Here is a 24,688-nt window from a genome sequence, read left to right on the forward strand (position 1 = left end):
AGGACCACGGCCAGACAGACGCCGCCGGTTTGGGCGCGCTCGACCGCCGGCGTGGCGCGCCTCGGCTATGCTGCTGTGGAGACGGCGTGCGTGGCAGGACGATTGTTGCGGTGTTCAAGTCCAGCGCGTCGGGACTGAAGTCCCTCCCACGGTGCGGCTTTCTGCCATTCGGCATCTGCGCGACTATCCAGCACCGTCGTAGGAGCGGCTTCAGCCGCGACGGGCGTTACCGGTCACGCTTCTCGCGGCTGAAGCCGCTCCTACAACACCGTTGCAGATTCGGCGGTCGCTTGCAGGTTGTCGGCGCCAGGTGCGGTCTCGGGCGCGGCCAGGAACGCCAGCTTGCGGCCACGCGGCAGCTGCTTGAGCGCGTACTCGGCGCGCGAGGCGGCGGCGCGGTCGGGATAGGCGCGGCTGGCCAGCAGCCGCACCGGTGGATTGGCGCGGGTGTACTTGGCGCCGGTGCCGCGCAGGTGCGCCTGGAAGCGTGCCTGCAGGTCCGGGGTGATGCCGGCGTAGTAGCTGCCGTTGCGGCATTCGAGCAGGTACAGGAACCAGGGCGAGTCGGCGGCCATGCGTCCATTATCGACGCGGCGGCCGGTTTCGCCAGCCACAGCCTCCGCCCGTAAGCTCATGTGAGACGTTCAGTGCCTGCTGGCCAGACCATGACGCGCTTGCACCTGGCGCGCATGAAAAGGCGATCGCCGCTGCGTTCCGGCGCTCGGCAATCCGCTCCGAAAGCGCGCCTCCAACGTCTGCTCCGCGCGTTCGCACTGAACAGACGACAACACGCTTTAACGCACTGCGAACACCTTGCCAGCCGCTGCCACACACCGGCATACCGTGGTCACCGGATGCGCGGATAACGTCATCACCGGCACGCGGCCGTCGACACCGAAGCTCTCTCCCTTCGCATTCGGCGGCGCGTCCGGCCCCTCTTCCGGGCCTCCCCCGCCCACGCACGCAGCCGGTCAGGCTGCGTGCACTTCTCCCAACAGCGCCTTCAGGCCGCCTGCGCCACGCGCGCCAGGCGCCGCGCGCGCACCGCCTGCGCCAGCCGCTCCAGCACCTGCACCGAGCTGTCCCAGTCGATGCAGCCGTCGGTGATGCTCTGCCCATAGACCAGCGGCTGGCCGGCGACCAGATCCTGGCGGCCGCCGCGCAGGTGGCTCTCGACCATGGCGCCGACGATGCGGGTCTGCCCGGCCTCGAGCTGGCGCGCGATGTCCTCGATCACCTTGGGCTGGTTGTCCGGGTTCTTGCCGCTGTTGGCGTGGCTGGCGTCGACCATCAGCCGCGCCGGCAGGCCGGCCTTCTCCAGCACCTGCGCCGCCGCGGCCACGCTGTCGGCGTCGTAGTTGGGCTGAGTGCCGCCGCGCAGGATCACGTGGCAATCGGGATTGCCGGCCGTGGCCGCCACCGCGGTCTGCCCGTCCTTGGTGACCGCCAGGAAATGGTGCGGATGCGAGGCCGCGCCGACCGCATCGACCGCGATCTTGACGTCGCCACTGGTGCCGTTCTTGAAGCCCACCGGGCACGACAGGCCGGACGCCATCTCGCGGTGCACCTGGCTCTCGGTGGTGCGCGCACCGATCGCGCCCCAGGCCACCAGGTCGGCGATGTACTGCGGCGAAATGATGTCGAGGAACTCCACGCCGGCCGGCAGACCCAGGCGGTTGATGTCGCGCAGCAGGCCGCGCGCCAGGCGCAGGCCCTTGTTGATGTCGAAGCTGCCGTCGAGGTTGGGGTCGTTGATCAGGCCCTTCCAGCCGACCGTGGTGCGCGGCTTCTCGAAGTACACCCGCATCACGATCTCCAGCGCATCGCCGTAGGTCTCACGCAGCGGGCGCAGGCGCTGCGCGTACTCCATCGCCGCGACCGGGTCGTGGATCGAGCAGGGGCCGATCACCACCGCCAGGCGGTCGTCGCGGCCGTGCAGGATCTCGTGCAGCGCCGCACGCGCGGCGGCGACGGTCTGCGAGGCCTCCTCGTCGCAGGGCAGCAGCGCCTGCAGTTGGGAGGGCGGGGTCAGCGGTTCGATCTTGCGGATGCGCAGATCGTCGGTGTGCGGGGCCATGTGCGTGTCTCGTCGGGGGGCTGGGTGGGGGCCAGATCCGGCGGCATGAAAAAAGCCGCCAGGTTCGCTGGCGGCTTTCGGGATTGCGGCTGAAGTGTCCTTCAGGGTGAACGCGATCCTTCCTCCGCCAGCGGCATCGGAAAACCGTAATACCAAAAGTAAAAGCTGCGGCAGGAAGCGTTCATGGGATGTAGTGATAACACAGGGTTTGCTGCAGCGCCACAGTTGCTGATGCAACGAATGCAGGGATTGGGGAGTGGGGATTCGGGATTCGAAAAAGCGGTTCGATGTGGTGGGAAGGCTATGAGGTCGCCGTCGTCGAATAGGAGCGGTGATGCCTGCGTTTTTGCTTGGCGCTGCGCGCTCCGGACCCTCACCCCAACCCCTCTCCCGGGGGGAGAGGGGCTAGCCGCTTCCCTTCTCCCACCGGGAGAAGGTGCCCCGTAGGGGCGGATGAGGGTACGGCAGCAAGCGATCCAATCTCCACAAGCGCACGCCCATGCATTCCTGCGAGGCGCTGCGCGCTCCGGACCCTCACCCCAACCCCTCTCCCGATGGGAGAGGGGCTACTGCGCTTCCCTTCTCCCATCGGGAGAGGGTGCCCCGCAGGGGCGGATGAGGGTGCGGCAGCAAGCGATCCAATCTCCACAAGCGCACGCCCATGCGTTCCTGCGTGGCGCTGCGTGCTCCGGACCCTCACCCCAACCCCTCTCCCGGAGGGAGAGGGGCTAGTACGCATCCCGAATCCCCACTCCCGACTCCCGGCCCCTCAGAAATCCAGCACATACTCCATCGCCACCTCGCGACCGATCGCGTCGTACAACGTGGTGTTGTAGAACTGGTAGCCGTAGTAGCGCTCCTTGTTGTCGTAGCCGACGGTATTGAGCACGTTGTTGATGTACAGGTTGACCTTCATCTTCGGGGCGATGCGGTAGCCGGCGGTGAGGTTCCAGTACAGCGCCGGGCCGACGCGACCGAAATAGCGGGTAGTGCTCTCGCCGAAGTGGCGGTTGCCGCTGTCGGTGACGCGGCAGGCGTCGGAAGGGCTGGGCTGGTAGCCGTCGTCGAAGCGGGTGCAGGTTCCCCAGTTCACCGCCTGGGTGGAGCCGAAGCGCTTGGCATAGAGAGTGAGATCCAGCGGGCCGCCGTTCTCCCAGTGCACGCTGCCGCGCAGCTTGCTGCGGATCTTCTGGTCGCGCAGGTTCTTGTCGTCGTCGGTGCGGTAGGTCTGCTCGTGGTAGCCGATCAGGTTGTTGTAATCCAACGCGACGCTGAAGTTGCCCCAGCGCGCGGTGTTGAAGCGGTACTTCAACGAGGCATCGACGCCGGACACGTGCATCTGCGCGATGTTGATCGGCCCCTGCTCGATGCCGGTCACGCGGCCTGCGGCATCGCGCGAGACGCGCGAGAGGATGCGCGCGCAGTACTCGGCGCCGCCGGGATTGACCCACACGCCGCCGGCGGTGGTCAGGCCGGTGCGGCAGCCGGCTTCGGCGCTGAGCACCTCGTCGCGGTTGAGGTCCTTGATCATGTCCTGCAAGCGGATCCGGTAGTAGTCCGCGGTCAGCGACAGGCCCTCGGCGATGTCCCAGACGAAGCCGGCGGTGACCGAGCGGCCATGCTCCGATTCCAGGTCCGGGGTACCGCGGCGGTTGACCTGCATCAGGTAGAACACGTCGCTGTTCTCGGCGCTGCAGCCGCCGGTGAGGTAGTAGCCCTTCTGGATGCAGCGGTACTGGTCGATCACGGTCTGCTGGGTGGAACTGGGCTCGCCGAGCACGTAGTGCATGTCCGGGGCGCGGAAACTGGTGGCGACGCTGCCGCGCAGCAGCAGTGTGCTCAGCGGCCGCCATTCCAGGCCGGCGCTCCAGGTGGTGTCGCGCTGCGTGCCGATCGCCGCACCCAGGTCGCTGCCGTAGGCGCGGTAGTCGCCGTAGCGGTCGTGGCGCGCGGCCAGGCTGGCGTTGAGCGAGGACAGCAGCGGCACGTCGAACTCGATACCGCCGGAATAGCGCAGCCGCTCGCCGCCACCATAGTCGACCACGTCCAGCGGATAGCAGGTGTTGGCGCAGGGATCCGGTGACAGCCGGTAGCCCTGCTTGGCTACCTCGCCGACCGCGGCGAACTTGATCGGCCCGGCCCAGCCCTGCAGCAGCTCGCCGGTGATGTTGGCGCTGGCCTGGTTGACCCAGGAATCGGCACGGTTGTGCGCCTTCACCGCCAGGTCGTTGTACTGCGCGCCGGTCAGCGGCTGGTACCAGCGCGACTCGTCCAGATCGTAGATCGGCGTGCCGTCGGCGGTGCTGCCCAGTTGCGGGCCGAGGAAATAGGCGGTGGCCTTCTGCGTGTCCACGGTGCGCACGTATTCGTCCACGGTGTAGCGCGCGCGGCCCACCGCCACTTCCCAGTCGAAGCGATCGGCGAGGCTGCCCTTGAGGCCGGCGCTCAGGTCCCAGGACAGTTCCTTGGTGGTGTTGGCCAGGTTCTTCCAGCCGCCGGATTCGAAGCGGGTGAGCTGGCGGATCGCGTACAGGTCGCGGTCGCTGCCGGTGTCGTGGAACGGGCCGAGGTAGACGTAGGGCGGGTCGTAGGTCCAGTAGCCCAGGCTCTTGGTCGTGGACAGCGTGCTCCAGGCCTGCACGCCGTTGTCGAAGTCGAAGGTGCCGTACAGATACGCCGAGCCGCTGTCGCCGCCGCTGGCGGCCAGCCAGTCGGCGTAGTCGTGGGCCATGCCGCAGTAGCCGCCGAGGTTGCGCACGGTATCGCTGTTGTAGTCGTAGCTCAGCCGCTGCGCGTCGACGAACTGGCCGCCGAAGCGCGCGCAGGTGCCGCTGGGCGGTGCCAGGCGCGTGTTGTCGCCGGCGTCGACCAGGCTCAGGCCGGTGAACGGATTGAAGCCGTACTTGCGCGCCTGCGCGGTCCAGTTGCTGTAGGACTCGTCGTCCTGGTCGTCCATCTTCGGCCGCTCGCCGACCGAGAGCGGATCGCGCCGGGTCCACTGCAGCGCGTAGGTCAGGTTCCACCTGTCGCCGCTGCGCCCGCCGACCCAGGACAGGTCGACCACGTCACGCCCGCCGGCGGTGGCAGTGCCGCCGCGCAGGCGCACCTGGTTGCCTTCGTAGCCCTGCTTGAGGATCACGTTGATGACGCCGGCGACCGCGTCCGAGCCGTAGATCGCCGAGGCGCCGCCGGTGAGGATCTCGATGCGCTCCACCGCCGCGGAGGGGATGTTGGCGTAGTTGGCGAAGTTGCTCTCGCCGGCGTAGGGCTGTGGGTAGTCGGCGACGCGGTGGCCGTTGACCAGCAGCAGCGTGCGCCCGGGACCGAGGTCGCGCAGGCTCACCGGCGAGGCGTTGGGCGTGTGCGAGCCGTACTTGGTGTCGGCCTCGACGCTGCCCTGCTGGTTGAGCGTGCTGAGCACGTCGTAGACGGTGAGGAAGCCTTCCTGCTGGATCTGCTGCGCACTGATCGTCAGCACCGGTTCGGCGCCCTCCACCTGCGAGCGCTTGATCCGCGAACCGGTGACCACGACCTGGCCCAGGTCGGTGGTGGCGGGCTTGGGTGCGGCGGTGTCGGCGTCCTGCGCGCACGCCTCGCGGGCGCCGTACAGCGCCAGCACGATGCCGAAGGCGAGAGTGGTGAGTGGGCGACGTGGCATGGGGTGTCCTCTGCAGCGGATGGGAGCGACACCGTGCACGCACGACGTCCGGCGTCCTCTTCGCTGCGCCGCGCCCACGACCATGCCGCGCATGCCGCAGGCACGCGCCACCCTGCGCCGGCCGCGACGCACAGAAGAAGACGAACATGCGGGCGTGCAGATCCCCTGCGCCCGCGCGTCCTAACCTGCATGTCGCTGAAAACACTGTCAACACGCGGCCACACCGCGCTTGTAGACGATTGCGTGTTGTGCACGATTCTCCGCGCAGCGCGTGGATTCTCGCCGCATCGCCAGCGGATGCAGTCCAAGGGGCAACGTCTCTGGTGGACGCGCTGGTGAGCGACGACGCGCTGCACCCGCGTCGCGATCGTGTGTCCCTCTCCCGTCGGAAGAGGGGTTGGGGTGAGGGTTCGGCGCGCAGCATCTCGCGGTCTGTGGGTACATGGCGCGACGCCCGCATCCTCATCCCTCCCATCGGGCACTGTCGCCTGACACGCCTGTGCCGCGCCTCCGTCGGGGAGATCGCACAAGTGCGGCTGCAGGCAGCTTCCAATGACGCACTTTGCTGCTTGCTGCGGCTGGTGGACACGCCGCTGTCCTCGCAGGAGCGGCTTCAGCCGCGACGCGGCGTTACCGGTAATGCCCGTCGCGGCTGAAGCCGCTCCTACAACATGGCTTCCCGCCTTTTCCAGCGCGCTCTACAGACGCTCGCCAGGCAGGTTCTGCCGCGGCACGGCCAGCGGATGCACCGGGTCGTTGACCAGGGCGCACGGACGCGCGCATCGGCATGCCACCATGCCGAGGACGCAAAAAAAGAGCCCCGCATCGCTGCGGGGCTCCTTTCGACTGCGTGGAACAGGTCGGCCGAGGCCGGCTGGATCAGAAATCCATGCCGCCCATGCCGCCCATGCCGCCACCCATGCCACCCGGGGCGGCCGGCTCTTCCTTCTTCGGGGCCTCGGCCACCATCGCTTCGGTGGTGATCATCAGGCCGGCGATCGAGGCGGCGTTCTGCAGCGCCGAACGGGTCACCTTGGTCGGATCCAGGATGCCGAACTCGACCATGTCGCCGAACTCGCCGTTGGCGGCGTTGTAGCCGAAGTTGCCGCTGCCTTCCTTGACCTTGTTGAGGATCACGGACGGCTCTTCGCCGGCGTTGGTGACGATCTCGCGCAGCGGCGCTTCCATCGCGCGCAGCGCGATCTGGATGCCGTGGGTCTGATCTTCATTGGCGCCCTTCAGCTCGCCGATCGCGCTCAGCGCGCGCACCAGCGCCACGCCGCCGCCCGGGACCACGCCTTCTTCCACCGCCGCACGGGTCGCGTGCAGGGCGTCTTCGACGCGCGCCTTCTTTTCCTTCATTTCGATCTCGGTCGAGGCACCGACCTTGATCACCGCCACGCCGCCGGCCAGCTTGGCCACGCGCTCCTGCAGCTTCTCGCGGTCGTAGTCCGACGAGGTCTCTTCGATCTGCGCCTTGATCTGCTTGATGCGCGACTCGATCGCCGAGGTGTCGCCGGCGCCGTCGATGATGGTGGTGTTCTCCTTGGAGACCTGCACCTTCTTGGCGCGGCCCAGGTCCTTGATGGTCGCCTTTTCCAGCGCCAGGCCCACTTCCTCGGAGATCACGGTGCCGCCGGTCAGCACGGCCATGTCTTCCAGCATCGCCTTGCGACGGTCGCCGAAGCCCGGGGCCTTGACCGCCACGACCTTGACGATGCCGCGGATGGTGTTGACCACCAGCGTCGCCAGCGCCTCGCCTTCCACTTCCTCGGCGACGATCAGCAGCGGCTTGCCGGCCTTGGCCACGCCTTCCAGCACCGGCAGCAGGTCACGCACGTTGGAGATCTTCTTGTCGTGCAGCAGCACGAACGGGTCGTCCAGGTCGGCCTGCTGGCTCTGCTGGTTGTTGATGAAGTACGGCGACAGGTAGCCGCGGTCGAACTGCATGCCCTCGACCACGTCCAGCTCGTTCTCCAGGCCCGAGCCTTCCTCGACCGTGATCACGCCTTCCTTGCCGACCTTCTTCATCGCGTCGGCGATGATGTTGCCGATCGACTCGTCGGAGTTGGCGGAGATGGTGCCGACCTGGGCGATGGCCTTGTCGTCGGCGGTGGGCTTGCTGATCTTCTTCAGCTCGGCCACGGCGGCCACGACGGCCTTGTCGATGCCGCGCTTGAGGTCCATCGGGTTCATGCCGGCGGCGACCGCCTTGGAACCTTCGCGGATCAGCGCCTGCGCCAGCACGGTGGCGGTGGTGGTGCCGTCGCCGGCGTTGTCGGAGGTCTTGGACGCGACTTCCTTCACCATCTGCGCGCCCATGTTCTCGAACTTGTCGGCCAGTTCGATTTCCTTGGCGACGGAGACGCCGTCCTTGGTGATGGTCGGCGCGCCGAAGCTCTTCTCGAGCACGACGTTGCGGCCCTTCGGGCCCAGGGTGGCCTTGACGGCATTGGCGAGGATGTTGACGCCGCGCACCATGCGCGAACGGGCGTCTTCACCGAAACGGATATCTTTGGCAGCCATGTGTGTTGCTCCGGGATTCGTGATTGGGGATTAGGGATTCGCTAGAGCGGGGATTCGTGTCTGAGATCCTGGGTCGCGCGGCGCCGAGCGCCTTGCCAATCCCGAATCTCGACTCCCGAATCCCGCGATCGGCGGCGCTCTTAGCCGACGATCGCCAGAACGTCGTCTTCGCGCAGCACCTTGTACTCGACGCCTTCGGCCTTGTAGCTGGAACCGGCGTACTGGCCGTAGATGACCTTGTCGCCGACCTTCAGCGCCGGGGCGCGCACGCTGCCGTTGTCCAGCGGCTTGCCGGCGCCGACGGCCACGACTTCACCCTTGGTGGACTTTTCCTTGGCCGAATCCGGGATCACGATGCCGCCGGCGGAGATTTCGTCGGCTTCGATCGGCTTGACTACGACGCGGTCGTGAAGCGGCTTGATGCTCATTGAGTGAGACCTCTTAAGTGATTGATTGGTCTAGGAAAGGCCGGCGATGTTAGCACTCGCCCATGACGACTGCCAGCAACGCTCGCGAAAAAACCCGGTAGCGCCGGGATGCGCCTGATGTAGTGCCGTGGCCGGGGCTTTCAAGGGCGGGAGGCAAAAAATTTTTGCCAGGAACGTGCATTCGGTGGCAAGCAGTGACCGAATCCCGTCACAGTGTCACAGAGGCAGGCTAGGCTGAGCGCGGACCCAAGGGGGGATCCGTCACCAAAAGGAGTTGTCGATGAAGCCATCCGCCGTTGCGCTGCCGCTGGCCTGTTTGCTCGCCCTTGCCGGGCCGGCCCAGGCCGCCGTATTCATCAATGAATTGCATTACGACGATGCCACCGCCGCCGGCGACACCGGCGAGGGCGTGGAGATCGTCGCCACCGCCGGGGAGAGCCTGAGCGGCTACCGCGTCTACCTGTACAACGGCAGCAACCCGGGGTCGGCCACCGTCTACGCCAACAGCGCGGTGCCGGCCGGCAACCTGGTCAGCTGCGGCGGGCAGGTGCGCATCGCCACCGTCAGCTACGCCAGCAACGGCATCCAGAACGGGCCCAACGACGGTCTAGCGCTGGTCGACGGCAACGGCAAGGTGGTGCAGTTCCTCAGCTACGAGGGCGCCATCACCGGCGGCGGCGGCCCCGCCGCGGGCATGACCAGCCAGAACCTGCCGGTCAGCGAGAGCAACAGCACCCCGGCCGGCACCTCGCTGCAGTTGCGCGGCAACGGCAGCGCCGCGGCCGACTTCAGCTGGAGCGACAGCGCCACCAGCACCTTCGGCGCCTGCAACAACGGCCAGACCTTCGCCGGCGGTGGCGGCAGCAACGCCGCGCCGACGGTGACCGCTACCACCCCGACCCAGGGCGCCACCGACTTCCCCGCCGCCGGCGACCTGGCGGTGACCTTCAGCGAGGCGGTGAGCCTGGCCAGCGGCGCGTTCGGCCTGAGCTGCCAGCAGTCCGGCAGCGTGGCGCTGACCTATCCCAGCAGCGGCACCCAGTTCTCCCTGTCCACCAACACCGCGCTGAAGGCCGGCGAGAGCTGCACCCTGAGCATCGTCGCCGCACGCGTGAGCGATGCCGACGGCGCACATCCGGCGCAGGATCGCAGCGTCGCCTTCAACGTCGCCAGCGGCTCGGGCGGCGGCGGCAATGGCGCCGGCACCTACTACTCGCGGGTCAACACCTCCAGCCCCAGCCAGCTGCGCTGCTCGCTGCACGAGACGATCAAGGGCCACACCGTCTATCCGTACAGCAGCAGCTCCGGCACCGACACCTGGGCCATCCTGGAGATCGCCGACGAGGATCCGAACAACAGCCAGCGCGTCCTCGACGCCTACCGCAACCGCAGCTATGCCAAGGGCACCGACCGTGCCGGCAGCGGCAGCGGCCTGAAGTACAACCGCGAGCACAGCTGGCCGAACTCGCTGGGCTTCGGCACCTCCACCGGCAACAAGGGCCTGCCCTACGCGCCGTACACCGACACCCACATGCTGTACCTGACCGACGCCACCTGGAACGCCGACCGCGGCAACAAGCCCTACGCCAAGTGCGACAGCAACTGCGGCGAGCGCGCCACCGAGGCCAATGCCGGCTTCGGCGGCGGCAGCGGCCGCTACCCGGGCAATTCCAACTGGGTGCGCACCCCGGACGGCAACAGCGGCACCTTCGAGGTGTGGGACCACCGCAAGGGCGACATGGCACGTGCGGTGATGTACATGGCGATCCGCTATGAGGGTGGCGTGGATGCCAAGACCGGCCAGTCCGAGCCGGACCTGGAGCTGACCGACGACCGCAGCAAGATCGTCAAGACTTCGTCCTCGCCGGCCTACATGGGCCTGCTGTCGACCCTGATCGCGTGGAGCCAGCAGGATCCGCCGGACGACGCCGAGCGCGCCCGCAACGAGGTGATCTACAGCTTCCAGGGCAACCGCAACCCGTTCATCGACCACCCGGAGTGGGCGACCTCGTCGCTGTTCACCTCGGCCAAGCCGGCCAGCTGCCAGTTGCTCAACTGAGCCGTGGTGCCTCGCCCGCTGCATCTGCAGCGGGCGGGGATGATCCGCCATTCGGCTGCTGAAAAGCCGGGGATTGGGGATGCGCGGCCGCCGGCCACCGGCCGGCCCCGCCAAAGCGCGGCCGGCATCCCTATACTGTCGGCCGCATGTCCGCGCCCGCCCTCCGCTTGCTACTCAGCACCTGCCCCGATCCGGCCAGCGCCGCGCGGGTCGCCCAGGCGCTGGTCGACGAACGCCTGGCCGCCTGCGTCAGCCGCCTGCCCGGCGTGCAGTCCACCTACCGCTGGCAAGGCGAGGTGGAACAGGGCGAGGAAGTGCTGCTGCTGATCAAAACCGCCGCCGACCGCCTGCCAGCATTGCGGCAGCGGCTGTGCGCGTTGCACCCCTACGAGGTTCCCGAACTGGTCGAACTCGAGGTCGCCGGCGGCCTGCCGGCCTACCTGCAGTGGGTGCATGCCGAAACCCGTGAGGAACCGTAAGCCGATGACCCTGCTGCACCGCCTCGCCGCCCTGTGCCTGCTGGCCGTGGCCGCCTTCCCCGCCCTGGCGATCAGCGAAAAGGACTTGCTGCCGGTGGACCAGGCCTTCGCGCTGAGCGCACAGGCGCCCGAACGCGGCCGCATCGCGCTGCACTGGGACATCGCCAAGGGCTACTACCTGTACCGGCACCGCATCGCGGTGAAGGTGATCGGCGGCTTCAAGCCCAACCCGACCCTGCAGTTGCCGGCCGGCCACAAGAAGACCGACCCGTATTTCGGCGAGGTGGAGACCTACCGCGACGAACTGAACGCGGTGCAGAGCGGCGTCGCCGATCCCGGCACCAGCCGCGTGCAGCTGGAGGTGCGCTACCAGGGCTGCGCCGATGCCGGCGTGTGCTATCCGCCGCAGAAGCGCCTGCTCGAGGTCACTCTGCCGGCCGCCACGGCCGCCACCGATCCCGCCCCGGCACTGCCGCCGCCGGCCGCGACGGGCGGATTGCCGGGCAGCGGCCCGGGCGCCGGCAACGGCGCCAAGCCGCTGTTCGGTCCCGGCCCCGGCGCCGCGGCGGTGCAGGGCCTGCCGCTGCCCTCGGACCAGGCGTTCCAGTTCGAAGCCATCGTCGGCGACGGCAATACCCTGCTGCTGCGCTTCACCCCGGCGCCCGGCTACTACCTCTACCGCGACCGCACCGCGCTGGCGCTGGAGGGCGCGCCCGGCATCCGCACCGGCATGCCGCGCTGGCCCAAGGGCAGCTCGCACCAGGACGAACACTTCGGCAACGTGGTGGTGTACTTCGACCAGACCGAGGTCACCGTGCCGCTGCAGCGCCAGCGCGCCGACGCCACCGCCGCGACGCTGGTGGCGACCTTCCAGGGCTGCCAGACCGACGGCATCTGCTACCCGCCGATGACCCGGCGGGTGAAGCTGGCGCTGCCCAAGGGCACTGTCACCCCGGCCGACCAGGCCGAGGTCAGCCCGCTGCTGGTGACGCCGCTGGACAGCCGCCAGGCCGACGCCAACGACGCGGCCGCGGCCACGGCCGCCGACGCCCTGCCGGCGACGCCGGACGCCTCGGCGCACAACGCCGCGCGCAGCGCCGCACCGCCGCCGGCCACGCAGAACCTGCTGTGGATCCTGCTGCTGGCGCTCGGCGGCGGCCTGCTGCTGAACCTGCTGCCGTGCGTGTTGCCGATCCTGTCGCTGAAGGTGCTGGGCCTGGCGCAGAGCGGCGAGAGCCGCGGCCGCGCCCGCAGCCATGCGCTGTGGTACACGCTGGGCGTGCTCGCCTCCTTCGCCGTGGTCGGCGGCATCGCCGTGGCCGCGCGCCTGCTGTGGGGCTTCCAGCTGCAGCGCCCGGGCTTCGTCGCGGTGCTGGTGTACCTGATGTTCGTGGTCGGGCTGAGCCTGTCGGGGGTGTTCACCCTCAGCGCCAACCTCGGTGGCGTCGGCCAGTCGCTGTCCACGCGCAGCGGCCCGGTCGGCGACTTCTTCACCGGCGTGCTGGCCTGCGTGGTGTCCAGCGCCTGCATCGGCCCGTTCATGGGCCCGGCGCTGGGCTATGCGCTGACCGCGCCGCCGGCGATGGCGATGCTGGTGTTCCTGACCCTGGGCCTGGGCCTGGCGCTGCCGTTCCTGCTGATCGGCTTCGTGCCCTCGCTGGCCAGGCGCCTGCCCAAGCCCGGCGCCTGGATGGAAACGCTCAAGCAGGTGCTGGCGTTCCCGATGTACCTGAGCGCGATCTGGCTGCTGTGGGTGCTGGGCAAGCAGCGCGGCGTGGACGCGGTGGCGCTGCTGCTGATCGGCGCCACCCTGCTGGCGCTGGGCCTGTGGTGGTTCGAGCGCGCGCGCTGGCGCGACCACAAGACCGGCATGCGCCTGGCCGCCGTGCTGCTGCTGGCCGCCCTGCTGCCGGCCTGGGGCGTGACCCGGCTGCCGCCGCCCAGCGCCAGCGTCGAGCGCAACACCGTGGCGTACTCGCCGCAGATGCTCGACCGCCTGCGCACCGACAACCGCGTGGTGTTCGTCAACATGACCGCCGACTGGTGCGTCACCTGCAAGGCCAACGAGCGCAACGTGTTCGACAGCGACGCCTTCCGCGACACCATCAAGCGGGTGGACGCGGTGTACATGAAGGGCGACTGGACCAACGAGGATCCGCGCATCAGCGCCTTCCTCGCCGAGCACAAGGCGGTGGGCGTGCCGCTGTACGTGGTCTACGGCCCCGGCGCACCGCCGACGGTGCTGCCGCCGGTGCTGAGCCAGGCGGTGGTCGAGGACGCCCTGCTGCGCGCGGCGCGATGACCCCCGCCAGCGCGCGCCTGCTGGCGGTCGCCGCGGTGGCGGCGGTGCTCGGCGTGGCGGCGGCGCACTGGTGGGAACGGCGGACGCCGGCTGTGGCCTCGGCCGCGCCGGCAACGGTCGGCAGTCCTGCCGCGGCGGCCCCGGCGGCCGCGGCGCGCCCGGGCGATCTGGCCCCGGCGCTGCGCCTGCCCACGCTCGACGGCGGCCACCTGAGCCTGGCGCAGTTCCGCGGTCGGCCGCTGCTGGTCAACGTGTGGGCAAGCTGGTGCGAGCCGTGCGTGCGCGAGATGCCGGAACTGGACCGGCTGGCCCGCGCGCAGCCGGCCGACGGCCTGCAGGTGCTGGGCATCGCCCTGGACCGTGCCGAGGACGTGCGCGACTTCCTGCAGCGGGTGCCGATCGGCTACCCGATCGCGCTGGAGACCCCGGGCCCGGCCGACGCCAGCGTGCGCCTGGGCGACACCCAGGGCCTGCTGCCGTACAGCGTGCTGATCGACGCCGACGGCCGCATCGTCAAACAGAAGCTCGGCCCGTTCGCGCCGGGCGAGGTCGACGGCTGGACGGGCGATGCGCATCCGTCGCGTTAACGCGCCGCCTCTTCGCCCCTTCTCGTAGGAGCGGCTTTAGCCGCGACAGCCATTCGCACGCATGCGTCTTGGCTGAAGGCTCGAGCCACGCTGGAGACACCCGTGCGGCAGAGACGTCGGCCCCGACGCCGCGCTCTTCCCCGGTAACGCCCGTCGCGGCTGAAGCCGCTCCTACAGGACAGCGCGAACGCACGCGGTAGCGGTAGCGGCGGCGCTAGAACGCCTGCCGCTGCCACGCTTCGCCAACACTGCCATTCCCGGCCCGCACCTGCGCCAGCGTCGCCAGCTCCTCGGCCAGGCGCTGCGCGGCGGTGCGCAGTTCCGGCACCGCGGTGATCTCCCACAGCACGCCACGCAGCAGCGGCCCCAGGCAGTACAGCCCGGCGACCGGATGGCCGCTGCCGTCGCGCACCCGCAGGCGCTCGTCCACCTGCAGCCCAAGGCCCAGCGGATCGGCCTGCAGCAGGCCGGCGTCGCGCATCGTGGCGACCAGCGGATGGCTGGTGCGGGCGACGTCGGTGTCCAGCCCGGTGGCGCGGATCAACACGTCGAAGTCCTCGGTGCGCGCGTTGCTGCTGGCGCGATCGCGGATCACCGCTTCCACCGCGGTCTCGCCCAGCCGCGCGCGCAGCAGGCGCCCGGCGCGGATGCGCAGCTGGCCCTGCGCCTGCAGTTGCGCCAGCGCGGCCGCCGCGGCCGGCGCCAGCCGATGCCGCGCCGCTTCCCAGTACGGCCGCAGGTGGCGCAGGAAGCGGGCGCGCGCCGCCGGCGCCAAGCCTTGCCAGAACGGCTGCAGGTGCGGACGCAGCGCATCCACCACGCAGCGCCAATCCTCCACCACCGTGGTCAGCTGGCGCAGGCTGCGCACCAGGCCGCGCAGGTCGTGGCTGCGCAGCGCCTGCACGACGCTGGGCGGCAGGCTCACCGGCGCGCCCGGCAGCGCCAGGTGCGCCTGTGGCGCCAGGCCGCGCCGCGACAGCGCGGTGATCGGGCCGCGGTGTCCGCGCCGGCGCAGGGTCAGGGCCACATCGGCCATGGTCAGGCCGGTGCCGACCAGCAACAGCCGCGCCTGCGGTGGCACCTCGTCCAACACGCCGTCCTGCCACGGCCACCCGATGTAGCGGCGATGCACCGCCAGGCGCGGGCCGATGCCCGGCAGCGCCGCCGGCGGCAGCGCGCCGATCGCCAGCACCACCACGTCGGCGACCACAGCCTCGCCATTGGCCAGGAACAGGCGGAAGCCGTCGGGATCGCGCTCCACCGCCACCGCCTCCTCGCTCACCCGCGCCACCTCGACCGGCGACGTCGCCAGCGCGTCGTCCAGGTGCTGCTGCAGGTAGCGGCCGTACAGCAGCCGCGGCAGGAACTGCAGGCGTTGCGCGGCATCCAGCTGCAGGGCGTCGGCGAAGCCACCCGGATCTTGCGGGTCCACGCCCAGGTCCTTGGCGCGCACGTTCAACACGTGTTCCGGCCGCGCCGCACCGTAGGCGATGCCGCGGCCATAGGTGTCGGCCACGCCGACCAGGGTGATGTGGCGGGCGGCGCCCTGCCTGGCCAGCGTCGCGGCCAGCACGTTGCCGCAGAATCCTGCGCCGATGATCGCAATTCGCATGGCTCGCACCTTGGCCGGTCGGGCGTTCTTTGTGCCCGGGATGCCCGCCGGAGGTGTAAACCCTCGGTTAATGCGTGCGCCGATCGCCATGGCGATGCGGCATCAGCACATGGGCGATGTCCATGAGCCAGGCGGCGCAGCGATCGGCGAGGCCGAGCCGAAGGCTGCTGGCGCCATGGCAGACACATAAGCGCTCGGCCGGCATGTACCGATGGCGCGACCTCGCGGCTCGCGGTTGCGGCCTCCTCGCGCGGCGTCGCCGCGGGGGATCAAGCTCCGCGCGTTCTCGCCGGCAACGACGCCGCCCGCCGCCTTGCGCTTGCGTCGGACACCGCACGGGCCGGATCGGCAACGTGCCGCGCCGGACCCGGCGTCTGCCGCGCAACAGGTGAGCCGTCGGCAAGGAGCGCCGTGGTGCGCCGATCCGGACCGGCACGCCGCCGCTAACGCGCCGGCGGACGCTGCACCAGGCCGGGCGCATCGGCGATGAAGGTATCCAGCACGCCGTCGGCGACCTTGACCGGGCCGCCGAAGCGGGTCGCGCCGGGGATGGAGGGAATCGCCTCGGCCTGCGCAGCGAGTTGCCCGGCCGTGGCGAAGGCCTGCTCGGCCGCCGGATCGCCGGCCAGCGCCTGGTTCAACCCGTCCACACTCAGGCGCAGCGCGCGCCCCCACAATGCGGTCGCGTCCAGCCACGGCGCCGCCTCGGCAACGAACGCGCCGGTGGCGGTGCCGGCACGGATGCGCTGCGGTGCCGCCGCCAGGTCGTCGGCCGCCTGGCCCAGCGCCGCCAGCGCCGCGGTGCGGGCGGCCGGATCGCCATCGGCCAGCGCGTCGCGGGCGGCGTCGATCAGCGCCTTGAGCCGCGGCGCCTGCGGCTGCCAGGGCAGATGGCCGAAGGTCGGCGCCAGGTGCTGGGTGTCGAAGAAGGTCAGCAGCGCGTCGGCGACCTGCGCATCGCCACCGGCCAGGTCGCGCGCGGCCGCACGCCAGGTGCGCTGCGCGTCGTAGCCGCGGTCGTTCCAGGCGAAGGCCAGCAACCCGGCCACCGCCGGCCGGCTGGCCACTTCCTGGTTCATCGGGTTGGCGACGATACCGCTCAGCTCCGTCGACAGCCCGGCCTGGCGGCGGTCGTACGGCGCCAGCAGCAGGCGCCCGGCGGTCTCGGCGAAGTCGTTGACCGGGTAGTTGTCCCACAGCAGCGTCTTGCGCCCGAACGCCTTGGTCGCGTTCTTCGCATCGCTGACCGAGATCGAGGCCGGGACCACGTCGGTGCCGGTCCACTGCACCACCACGCGCGGGTCCAGCGCCTGCCGCAAGGTCGCCTTGTACGGCGATTCGGTGACGTTGAAGTACTCGGTCGGCACCATGATCAGCGCGCCGTGGCCGGCCGCGGCGATGTCCGCCTGCACCGCGTTGAGCAGCCGCGCCTGCGCGGTGGCCGCGGCCTGCTCACCGGCCGGACCGAACGCGGTGGCGTCGCCGGGGCAGTTCCACTTGGTGTATTCGATGTCGTCGAAGGCGATGTAGAAGCTGCGCACGCCGCGCGCGCGCAGCGCGGCGAACTTGCGCCGGATCGCCTGCAGGTCGGCCGCGTCGCTGTAGCAGATCGACGGACCCGGCGAGAGCGCGTAGACGAAGTTGATGTGCTCGCGGTTGGCCACCGCGGCCAGCTTGCCCAGCGCCGCCAGCGTGGCGGCCGGGTACGGCGCGCGCCAGCGATCGCGCGCGAACACGTCGTCCTTGGGGCTGTAGATGTAGGTGTTGGCCTTGAACCGCGCCAGGAACGCCAGGTGCGCGGCGCGCTCGGCCATGCTCCACGGCTTGCCGTAAAAACCCTCGATCGTGCCGCGCACCGGCATCGCCGGCGCGTCGGTCACCGCCACCGCGGCGATGCGCCCGTGCGCGACCAGCTGCCGGAAGGTCTGCGCCGCGTGGTACAGGCCGGCGTCGTCGCGGCCGGCCAGCACGATCCGCGTGCCCTGGCCGCTGGCCATGCTGCCCAGCGCATAGCCTTCCACGCGCTCCGGCACGTCCAGGTCGACGGCGGCCAGCGCGTCGCGCACCGGCGCCGCGTCGACGGTGCCGAGCACCACCGACACCGCCTGCGGGTCGCGCGGCAGCGTGCTGGCGCGGCGGATGCGCGAGACCCCGGCCTCGCGCAGCACCGTACGCACCAGCGCGTCGGTGGCCGGATCGGGCGTGCCGGCCTGCACCAGCACCACCGACGACCCCAGCGGCAACTCCGGCCCGAGCAGGCGCAGCGCGGTCGGCGCCGGGTACACCGCCGGCAGCGTCGCCGGTGCCGCCGCCACGGCCGGCGCGGCGCTCGCCCCGGCCAGCAGCGCGAACGCCAGGATGGAGCGGCCAAGGCCGCAACGGCCAGCACGATCGGTTCGCATGCGCCCACTCCCTGATTGGTATTTCAGTGATTTTCAAATGGTATATACCACTTTCAACAGCGTCGCCACGCCCCGGCACCAGCGCCTGCAATGCAGGCGCCCCATGCTGCAGTGACACTTGCGTGGCGCGCGCGGGATGCGACATAAAAGGTCAGCGCCAGCGCGCGCCGCCGCACGCCGCCGCACGCCGCCGATGCCCATCGTCTCCGTCGCAAAGGCGCCGCAGCCGGGCGGCAAAATCAAACATTTGTTTAAAACACCCGCAACTTCGCCGAACTGGACAGCAATGCCGGCTTCGCGCAGACTGCCGCCCTTTCCGCTGCTTTGTTCCCGATGGCGCGACTGCTGCTGCTGCATGGCCCCAACCTCAACCTGCTCGGCACCCGCGAGCCGGGCGTGTACGGCCATGCCACCCTGGCGCAGATCGATGCCGCGCTGCAGGCCCAGGCCATCGCCGCCGGCCACGCGCTGGAGAGCCTGCAGTCCAACGCCGAGCACGTGCTGGTGGACCGGGTGCAGGCCGCGCGTGGCGACGGCACAGCCTTCATCCTGATCAACCCGGCCGCCTTCACCCATACCTCGGTGGCGCTGCGCGACGCGTTGGCGGCGGTGGCGATCCCGTTCATCGAGATCCACCTGTCCAACCCGCACAGCCGCGAGCCGTTCCGCCACCACAGCTATTTCAGCGACCACGCGGTCGGCGTGGTCTGCGGCTTCGGCGCCGACAGCTACCGCTATGCGATGGACGCGGCACTGACCCGGCTGGGAGCGGCCGCATGAACCGCCTCCACGCCTGCCGCCGCGCCGCAACGGCGCCGCACACCCCCGTCTGAGCCCCCGGGCCGCGCGCCCGGTCTTTTTCAAAGTCACCTCACGAGGCCGTTATGGATCTCCGCAAAATCAAGAAACTGATCGACCTGCTGGAAGAATCGAATCTCGCCGAGATCGAGATCAAGGAAGGCGAGGAAAGCGTGCGCCTGGCGCGCACCCCCAAGGGCATGACCGCCAGCGCACCGCAGTACGTAGCCGCCGCCCCCGCGGCCGCGCCGGCCGCGGCCGCATCGATGCCGATGAGCTCGCCCACCGAGGCCTCCACCGGCGGCAGCGCCAAGCCCGGCAACGCCCTGCCCGAGGGCCACGTGCTGCGCGCGCCGATGGTCGGCACCTTCTACACCTCGCCGTCGCCGGACAAGCCCGCCTTCGTCAGCGTCGGCCAGACGGTCAAGGCCGGCGAGACCCTGGCGATCATCGAGGCGATGAAGATGTTCAACCCGATCGAAGCCGACGTCTCCGGCACCATCGTCGCGATCCTGGGCGAAAGCGGGCAGCCGGTGGAGTTCGACCAGCCCTTGTTTGTCATCGGCTGAGACGCCGGGATTGGGGAATCGTGATTCGGGATTCGCAACAGCGGCCGCACGAGCGCCTGGACGTCTGGTGCGACGCGATGGCGCTGGTCGAAGCGACCTACCGGCTCACCCAGGATTTCCCGGATGCCGAACGCTTCGGACTGACGGCCCAGATGCGGCGCGCCGCGATCAGCGTTCCCTCCAACATCGCGGAGGGTGCCGCGCGGCGCTCCACCGCCGAATACCTGCGCTATCTGTCGATGGCGCGAGGCTCGCTGGCGGAGTTGGATACGCAACTGCAGATCGCGATACGGCTGCAATTCTGTGCGACCGACGCGGCAACCCATGATCTCTTGAACCGCACGTTCTCCAGGCTCAACGCATTGATCCGCACGCTGGACGATTCGCGACACCTGCGCGATGCCGGCGCCCTTTACGAATCCCCAATCTCGAATCCCGAATCCCATGCTCGATAAAGTCGTCATCGCCAATCGCGGCGAAATCGCGCTGCGCATCCTGCGCGCGTGCCATACGCTCGGCATCCGCACGGTCGCGGTGCATTCCACCGTGGACCGCAACCTCAAGCACGTGGCCATGGCCGACGAGTCGGTGTGCATCGGCCCGGCGCCCTCGTCGGAGAGCTACCTCAACATCCCGGCGCTGATCGCCGCGGCCGAGGTCACCGACGCCCAGGCCATCCACCCCGGCTACGGCTTTCTGTCGGAGAACGCCGACTTCGCCGAGCGCGTGGAGCAGTCCGGCTTCATCTTCATCGGGCCCAAGGCCGACACCATCCGCCTGATGGGCGACAAGGTCGAGGCGATCCGCGCGATGAAGGCCGCCGGCGTACCATGCGTGCCCGGCTCGGGCGGCCCGCTGGGCGAGGACATCGTCGCCAACACCAAGATCGCCCGCGAGATCGGCTACCCGGTGATCATCAAGGCGGCCGGCGGCGGCGGCGGCCGCGGCATGCGCGTGGTGCATTCGGAGGCCGCGCTGAAGGCCGCCATCGAGACCACCAAGTCCGAGGCCAAGGCCGCCTTCAGCAACGACCAGGTGTACATGGAGAAGTTCCTGGAGAACCCGCGCCACGTGGAGATCCAGGTGCTGGCCGACGGCCAGGGCAACGCCATCCACCTCGGCGAGCGCGACTGCTCGATGCAGCGCCGCCACCAGAAGGTGGTGGAGGAAGCGCCGGCGCCAGGCATCACCGAGGAACTGCGCAACGAGATCGGCAAGGTCTGCGTGGACGCCTGCATCCGCATCGGCTACCGCGGCGCCGGCACCTTCGAGTTCCTGTTCGAGAACGGCCGCTTCTACTTCATCGAAATGAACACGCGCATCCAGGTGGAGCACCCGGTCACCGAGCGCATCACCGGCATCGACCTGGTCTGCGAGCAACTGCGCATCGCCGCCGGGCACAAGCTCAGCATCAAGCAGAAGGACATCGTCCTGCGCGGCCATGCGATCGAGTGCCGCATCAACGCCGAGGATCCGGAAACCTTCATGCCCAACCCGGGCCTGATCACCGGCTTCCACCCGCCCGGCGGCCCCGGCGTGCGCGTGGATACGCACATCTACAGCGGCTACAAGGTGCCGCCGAACTACGACTCGATGATCGGCAAGCTGATCGTGCACGGCCCCGACCGCGAGACCGCGATCGCGCGCATGCGCGTGGCGCTGAGCGAGATGGTGGTGGACGGCATCAAGACCAACATCCCGCTGCAGCAGCGGATCATGCGCGACAAGGGCTTCCAGGCCGGCGGCCAGAACATCCACTACCTGGAAAAGCGTCTGGCCGAGCGCAAGAACAAGTCGATCGCGTTGTAGGAGAGGCCGGGATTCGGGATTCGGGATTCGGGATGACCTGCCTGCGGCTGTTGAACGCCGGGATTCGCAAGGCGGAGTTCGGGTCCTGATCCGTTCCTGGTGAGGGCGGCAGGGCCGTGAGCCGCCTCGACTGTCGCCGATGCGTTTGCGGGGTGCCGGAGATCGCACCCCGGTTACTCGCTTGTCCCGCGGCGGCATCGCCAGCGGTCTTGCATCAGCGCCTGGCGTAGCGGCTGGGCGGTTCGCCTGTGTGACGGCTGAAGGCGACGCTGAAGCTGCTGGTGGAGCCGTAACCGACGCGCTGCGCCACGTCGGCCACGCTCGCCCCATCGCGCCGCAGCAGGTCCTTCGCCACCCGCATGCGCCAGGCCAGCACGTACGCCATCGGCGCCACGCCGACGGTGCGGGTGAAGCGCTCGAAGAAGGTCGAGCGCGACAGCGCCGCCACCCGGGCCAGTTCGCCGACGGTCCAGGCGTGGTCGATGCGGGCATGGATCTGCGCGAGCGCCGGCGCCAGCCGTGCGTCGCCCAGGCCGCGCAGCAGGCCCGGCGGCGCATTGCCCGCGCTGGTCCAGCGCATGGCCTCGACCAGCAGCATCTGCACCAACCGCGACAACATGTAGTCGTTGCCCGGTTTCCTGTCCTGGTACTCCTCGCCCACCATCCGCACCAAGTGCATCAGCCGGCCTGCGCCCTGCACATGCACCACCGCCGGCAATAGCGAGACCAGCAGCCCGGCATTGGCGCTGTCGAACAGGAAGGCGCCGCCCAAGGCCAGCATGTCCGGCGCACCGCCCTGCTCGCCGTGGCGCAACTCGCCTTGCCCGCCCGCAACGACCTGCGGATCGATGAACACCGGCGGCGCCGGCAAGACGCCGGACAGGGTGAACGCCGGCGTGGTCGGCAACAGCACGAAATCCCCTGCCCCGATCGCGACCGGCGGGTGTCCGTCCACTGCCAGCACCGCACTGCCCTCCAGGACGATGCAGAACCCCGGTTGCCCGTACGCGGCATAGCGCACCGCCCAGCGCCCCTTGCCGCTGATCAGGTTGGCGAACACCGCCTGTGGGTGCAGCAATCGCACGACATCGGAGAGCGGATCGCGCATTTCGGACGACGACTAAAGCGAAGCGGATTCTGGATTATCGATCATCCGGGGTCCCGCGCCTATCGTGTCCTCCCGAATCCCCACTCCTGGAGAACGCAATGAAGACCGTCCTGATCACCGGCTGTTCCTCCGGCTACGGCCTGGAAACCGCGCGCCATTTCCTGTCGCAAGGCTGGAACGTCGTCGCCAGCATGCGCCAGCCGCAGCAGTTGCTGCTGCCGGCGTCGCCGCAACTGCGCCTGCTGGCGCTGGACGTGACCGATGCCGACAGCATCGCGCGCGCGCTGGCGGCCATCGGCCCGATCGACGCACTGGTCAACAACGCCGGCATCGGCCTGTTCGGCGCGTTCGAGGCCACGCCGATGGCGACCGTGCGCGCGGTGTTCGAGACCAATACCTTCGGCACGATGGCGGTGTGCCAGGCGGTGATTCCGCAGTTCCGCCAGCAACGCGCCGGCGTCATCGTCAACGTGACCTCCAGCGCCACGCTGGCGCCGTTCCCGCTGGTCGCCGCATACACGGCCAGCAAGACCGCGATCCAGGGCTTCACCGCGTCGCTGGCGCACGAACTCGCGGCGTTCGACGTGCGGGTCAAATTGGTGGAACCCGGCTACGGGCCGTCCACCCGCTTCACCGCCAATGGGCAGCAGCGCATGCAGGGGCTGATCCCGGACGCCTATGCGCCCTTCGCCGGCGAGGTGTTTGCGCGCCTGGGCCAACCGGCAGCGGTGACCACGCCCGGCGATGTGGCCCAGGCGATCTGGGACGCCGCCAACGACGCCAGCGACCGGTTGCATTACCCCGCCGGCGCCGACGCCCTGGCACTGTCCGCGCAACCCCAGCCGCACCGGGCGCCCGCCACACAGCGCTGATCTCCCAATCGCGACGACCTGACAGGATCCGGGAACCCGCTCTAGCGGTTCCCCATTCCCGGTTCCCCACTCCCGGCTACTTCCCCTGCTGGGTTCCCGCCACCGGCTCCACGCCCAGGCTCGAGGTCGGGCTGACGATCATCACCGTCTCGGTGGAGCCGTCCGGCCAGACGATCTGGAAGGTGCTGCCCGGGGCCAGGGTGGAGAACGGCATGCCGCTGTTGGCACGGTAGATCGCCGCCACCTGCGCGGCGCCGGCGCGGCGCACGTCCGGCGCGGCGTGCGCGGTGGTCAGTTCGACCTTGGACAGGCCGCGGTAGCGCTGTTCGGCGGTGTCGATCAGCAACAGGCCCGCCGCCGCCGCCGAATAGGCGACGAAGGCCAGGACCCAGAACCAGAATTTGGCGCCGTGCAGCCATCGCCGGTAATTCATGAGCCTGCTCCCTTGCTGTCCACCAATCGATTGACCATGTCGTTCATCGTGTCCGTGCCTTGCCGCGGCACCGCGGCGTCGTAAACAAAACTGCTGAAGTCCTGGGTGGGGTCGCGCGAGCAGATCCCGCCGTTGGCGCAATAGCGGGTCATCAACTCGCTGTCCGGGCCGCAATCCAATCCCAGCCTGCAGGCGGCCAACTGCCAGGCCAATTCGGAAAACTGGGTGCCGGCCACGCGCCCGTCCAGGCTGTCGTCGCCGCTGGCGGCCAGGCCCATCGCCGGCGACAGCGCCACGTAGGCATCGGGATCGCCGGAGGCGCGCACCCGCGCGACCAGATCGCGCTTGTACTCGGCGCCGGCATGCAACGGCTGGCCCAGCGCCAGCAGCGCCGCTTCGGCGGCCAGGTTGCCGCCGCGCGCAGCCTGTATGCGCTGGGCGACGATGGCTTGGCGGGTCAGGCCGTCGCCGGGCGCGAACCCGGCGCAGCGGCGGCCGACGCGGGCGCGCGCCTGCACCATCTGCGCGGAGGTCGGCAGGCGCGCGTCGGCGATCGCGCGGGTATCGGCTCCATAGCCGACCGGGTCCATCGCATAGCCGGCGCAGTAGTCGTAGATGCGGCTGAGCCGCCAGGACGCCTCGGGGTCGCCGTGCGCGGCGGCGATCGACAGTTGCTGCGCGGCGCGGTAGAGGTCGGCGCCGCGTTCGCCCTCGGCGTCCCCGTGCCGGCGCCCTGGCGTGGACGCCGGCAGCGACGCGGTGGCCGACGCGACAGGCGCAGGGGCGGCAGCGGCCGCCACCGCGGTCGCCGGCATGGACGCTGCCGGTGCAGCCGGCAGCGACAGCACGCGATAGGCGACCACGCCCAGCAACAGCGCGGCGGGCGCCAGCAACAGCCAGGTTGGACGGGACACGACGGGCATGCGCGAAAGAGCCGGACAACGGGCAGAAGCGCAGCCGGACCCCCTG

Annotated in this window: 20 protein-coding genes; 9 read left to right on the forward strand and 11 right to left on the reverse strand. The window is 69.8% G+C overall.

Annotation, left to right across the window (positions count from 1 at the left end):
- Positions 1-260 precede the first annotated feature (260 nt).
- The 5 genes from PIQ37_RS16255 to PIQ37_RS16275 all read right to left on the reverse strand — a co-directional run bounded on the left by PIQ37_RS16255 (position 261) and on the right by PIQ37_RS16275 (position 8,689).
- The gene (locus tag PIQ37_RS16255) at positions 261-575 is read right to left on the reverse strand and encodes a GIY-YIG nuclease family protein (protein ID WP_342074254.1); all 315 of its coding nucleotides are present in this window, start codon (positions 573-575) and stop codon (positions 261-263) included.
- 428 nt (positions 576-1,003) lie between these two features.
- Positions 1,004-2,077 carry a 3-deoxy-7-phosphoheptulonate synthase gene (locus tag PIQ37_RS16260; RefSeq protein ID WP_342074255.1) on the reverse strand — a complete coding sequence of 358 codons (1,074 nt, stop codon included), beginning with the start codon at positions 2,075-2,077 and terminating at the stop codon, positions 1,004-1,006.
- A gap of 769 nt (positions 2,078-2,846) precedes the next feature.
- The gene (locus tag PIQ37_RS16265) at positions 2,847-5,756 is read right to left on the reverse strand and encodes a TonB-dependent receptor plug domain-containing protein (RefSeq protein ID WP_407136827.1); all 2,910 of its coding nucleotides are present in this window, start codon (positions 5,754-5,756) and stop codon (positions 2,847-2,849) included.
- Between the two features lie 858 nt (positions 5,757-6,614).
- Entirely contained in the window at positions 6,615-8,261 is a 1,647-nt protein-coding gene (gene groL, locus PIQ37_RS16270) for a chaperonin GroEL (protein ID WP_010340980.1), read from the reverse strand.
- A 140-nt stretch (positions 8,262-8,401) separates the two neighbouring features.
- Complete coding sequence (locus PIQ37_RS16275; protein ID WP_010340979.1) at positions 8,402-8,689, reverse strand: co-chaperone GroES; 288 nt, start codon at positions 8,687-8,689, stop codon at positions 8,402-8,404.
- A gap of 280 nt (positions 8,690-8,969) precedes the next feature.
- On the opposite strand from PIQ37_RS16275, the gene PIQ37_RS16280 reads away from it, so the two are divergent.
- The 4 genes from PIQ37_RS16280 (at position 8,970) to PIQ37_RS16295 (ending at position 14,116) form a co-directional block, all read left to right on the forward strand.
- Complete coding sequence (locus PIQ37_RS16280) at positions 8,970-10,748, forward strand: endonuclease (RefSeq protein ID WP_342074257.1); 1,779 nt, start codon at positions 8,970-8,972, stop codon at positions 10,746-10,748.
- A gap of 146 nt (positions 10,749-10,894) precedes the next feature.
- Positions 10,895-11,227: a divalent-cation tolerance protein CutA gene (gene cutA / locus PIQ37_RS16285; protein WP_017907317.1), complete on the forward strand. Its 333-nt coding sequence runs from the start codon at positions 10,895-10,897 to the stop codon at positions 11,225-11,227.
- Between the two features lie 4 nt (positions 11,228-11,231).
- On the forward strand, positions 11,232-13,529 hold the full coding sequence (locus tag PIQ37_RS16290) for a protein-disulfide reductase DsbD family protein (RefSeq protein ID WP_342074258.1): 2,298 nt from the start codon (positions 11,232-11,234) through the stop codon (positions 13,527-13,529).
- Positions 13,526-14,116 carry a TlpA disulfide reductase family protein gene (locus tag PIQ37_RS16295; RefSeq protein WP_342074259.1) on the forward strand — a complete coding sequence of 197 codons (591 nt, stop codon included), beginning with the start codon at positions 13,526-13,528 and terminating at the stop codon, positions 14,114-14,116. The genes PIQ37_RS16290 and PIQ37_RS16295 overlap by 4 nt, the downstream gene beginning before the upstream one ends.
- A 214-nt stretch (positions 14,117-14,330) precedes the next feature.
- Here the strand turns inward: PIQ37_RS16295 and PIQ37_RS16300 are convergent, their stop codons facing one another.
- The 3 genes from PIQ37_RS16300 to PIQ37_RS16310 all read right to left on the reverse strand — a co-directional run bounded on the left by PIQ37_RS16300 (position 14,331) and on the right by PIQ37_RS16310 (position 18,487).
- Entirely contained in the window at positions 14,331-15,728 is a 1,398-nt protein-coding gene (locus PIQ37_RS16300) for an FAD/NAD(P)-binding protein (protein ID WP_342074260.1), read from the reverse strand.
- Between the two features lie 443 nt (positions 15,729-16,171).
- Positions 16,172-18,130 carry a beta-N-acetylhexosaminidase family protein gene (locus PIQ37_RS16305; protein WP_342074261.1) on the reverse strand — a complete coding sequence of 653 codons (1,959 nt, stop codon included), beginning with the start codon at positions 18,128-18,130 and terminating at the stop codon, positions 16,172-16,174.
- Positions 18,131-18,163: 33 nt separating this feature from the next.
- The gene (locus PIQ37_RS16310) at positions 18,164-18,487 is read right to left on the reverse strand and encodes a hypothetical protein (RefSeq protein ID WP_342074262.1); all 324 of its coding nucleotides are present in this window, start codon (positions 18,485-18,487) and stop codon (positions 18,164-18,166) included.
- On the opposite strand from PIQ37_RS16310, the gene aroQ reads away from it, so the two are divergent.
- From aroQ to accC, 4 genes are all read left to right on the forward strand, one after another.
- Positions 18,464-18,910 (forward strand): type II 3-dehydroquinate dehydratase, encoded by a 447-nt coding sequence (gene aroQ / locus PIQ37_RS16315; protein WP_342074263.1) that lies wholly within the window; start codon positions 18,464-18,466, stop codon positions 18,908-18,910. The two genes, PIQ37_RS16310 and aroQ, sit on opposite strands and share 24 nt — an antisense overlap.
- 104 nt (positions 18,911-19,014) lie before the next feature.
- Complete coding sequence (gene accB / locus PIQ37_RS16320; RefSeq protein WP_342074264.1) at positions 19,015-19,497, forward strand: acetyl-CoA carboxylase biotin carboxyl carrier protein; 483 nt, start codon at positions 19,015-19,017, stop codon at positions 19,495-19,497.
- A 77-nt stretch (positions 19,498-19,574) separates the two neighbouring features.
- Positions 19,575-19,952 carry a four helix bundle protein gene (locus PIQ37_RS16325; protein ID WP_407136804.1) on the forward strand — a complete coding sequence of 126 codons (378 nt, stop codon included), beginning with the start codon at positions 19,575-19,577 and terminating at the stop codon, positions 19,950-19,952.
- Positions 19,942-21,306 carry an acetyl-CoA carboxylase biotin carboxylase subunit gene (accC, locus tag PIQ37_RS16330; protein ID WP_048489337.1) on the forward strand — a complete coding sequence of 455 codons (1,365 nt, stop codon included), beginning with the start codon at positions 19,942-19,944 and terminating at the stop codon, positions 21,304-21,306. The genes PIQ37_RS16325 and accC overlap by 11 nt, the downstream gene beginning before the upstream one ends.
- A gap of 214 nt (positions 21,307-21,520) precedes the next feature.
- Here accC and PIQ37_RS16335 read toward each other — a convergent pair whose 3' ends face one another.
- A complete protein-coding gene (locus PIQ37_RS16335) occupies positions 21,521-22,414 on the reverse strand; it encodes an AraC family transcriptional regulator (protein WP_342074266.1) in 894 nt (297 codons plus the stop codon).
- A gap of 98 nt (positions 22,415-22,512) precedes the next feature.
- Here PIQ37_RS16335 and PIQ37_RS16340 point away from each other — a divergent pair, with 98 nt between their 5' ends.
- Complete coding sequence (locus PIQ37_RS16340) at positions 22,513-23,286, forward strand: SDR family oxidoreductase (protein WP_342074267.1); 774 nt, start codon at positions 22,513-22,515, stop codon at positions 23,284-23,286.
- 76 nt (positions 23,287-23,362) lie between these two features.
- On the opposite strand, the gene PIQ37_RS16345 is transcribed toward PIQ37_RS16340, so the two are convergent.
- Both PIQ37_RS16345 and PIQ37_RS16350 read right to left on the reverse strand, forming a co-directional pair.
- Positions 23,363-23,719 (reverse strand): hypothetical protein, encoded by a 357-nt coding sequence (locus PIQ37_RS16345; protein ID WP_017911500.1) that lies wholly within the window; start codon positions 23,717-23,719, stop codon positions 23,363-23,365.
- The gene (locus tag PIQ37_RS16350; protein ID WP_342074268.1) at positions 23,716-24,642 is read right to left on the reverse strand and encodes a hypothetical protein; all 927 of its coding nucleotides are present in this window, start codon (positions 24,640-24,642) and stop codon (positions 23,716-23,718) included. Before PIQ37_RS16350 ends, PIQ37_RS16345 begins: the two co-directional genes overlap by 4 nt.
- Positions 24,643-24,688 lie beyond the last annotated feature (46 nt).

It is taken from the genome of Xanthomonas protegens, from assembly GCF_038442435.1.
Taxonomy (GTDB): domain Bacteria; phylum Pseudomonadota; class Gammaproteobacteria; order Xanthomonadales; family Xanthomonadaceae; genus Xanthomonas_A; species Xanthomonas_A sontii.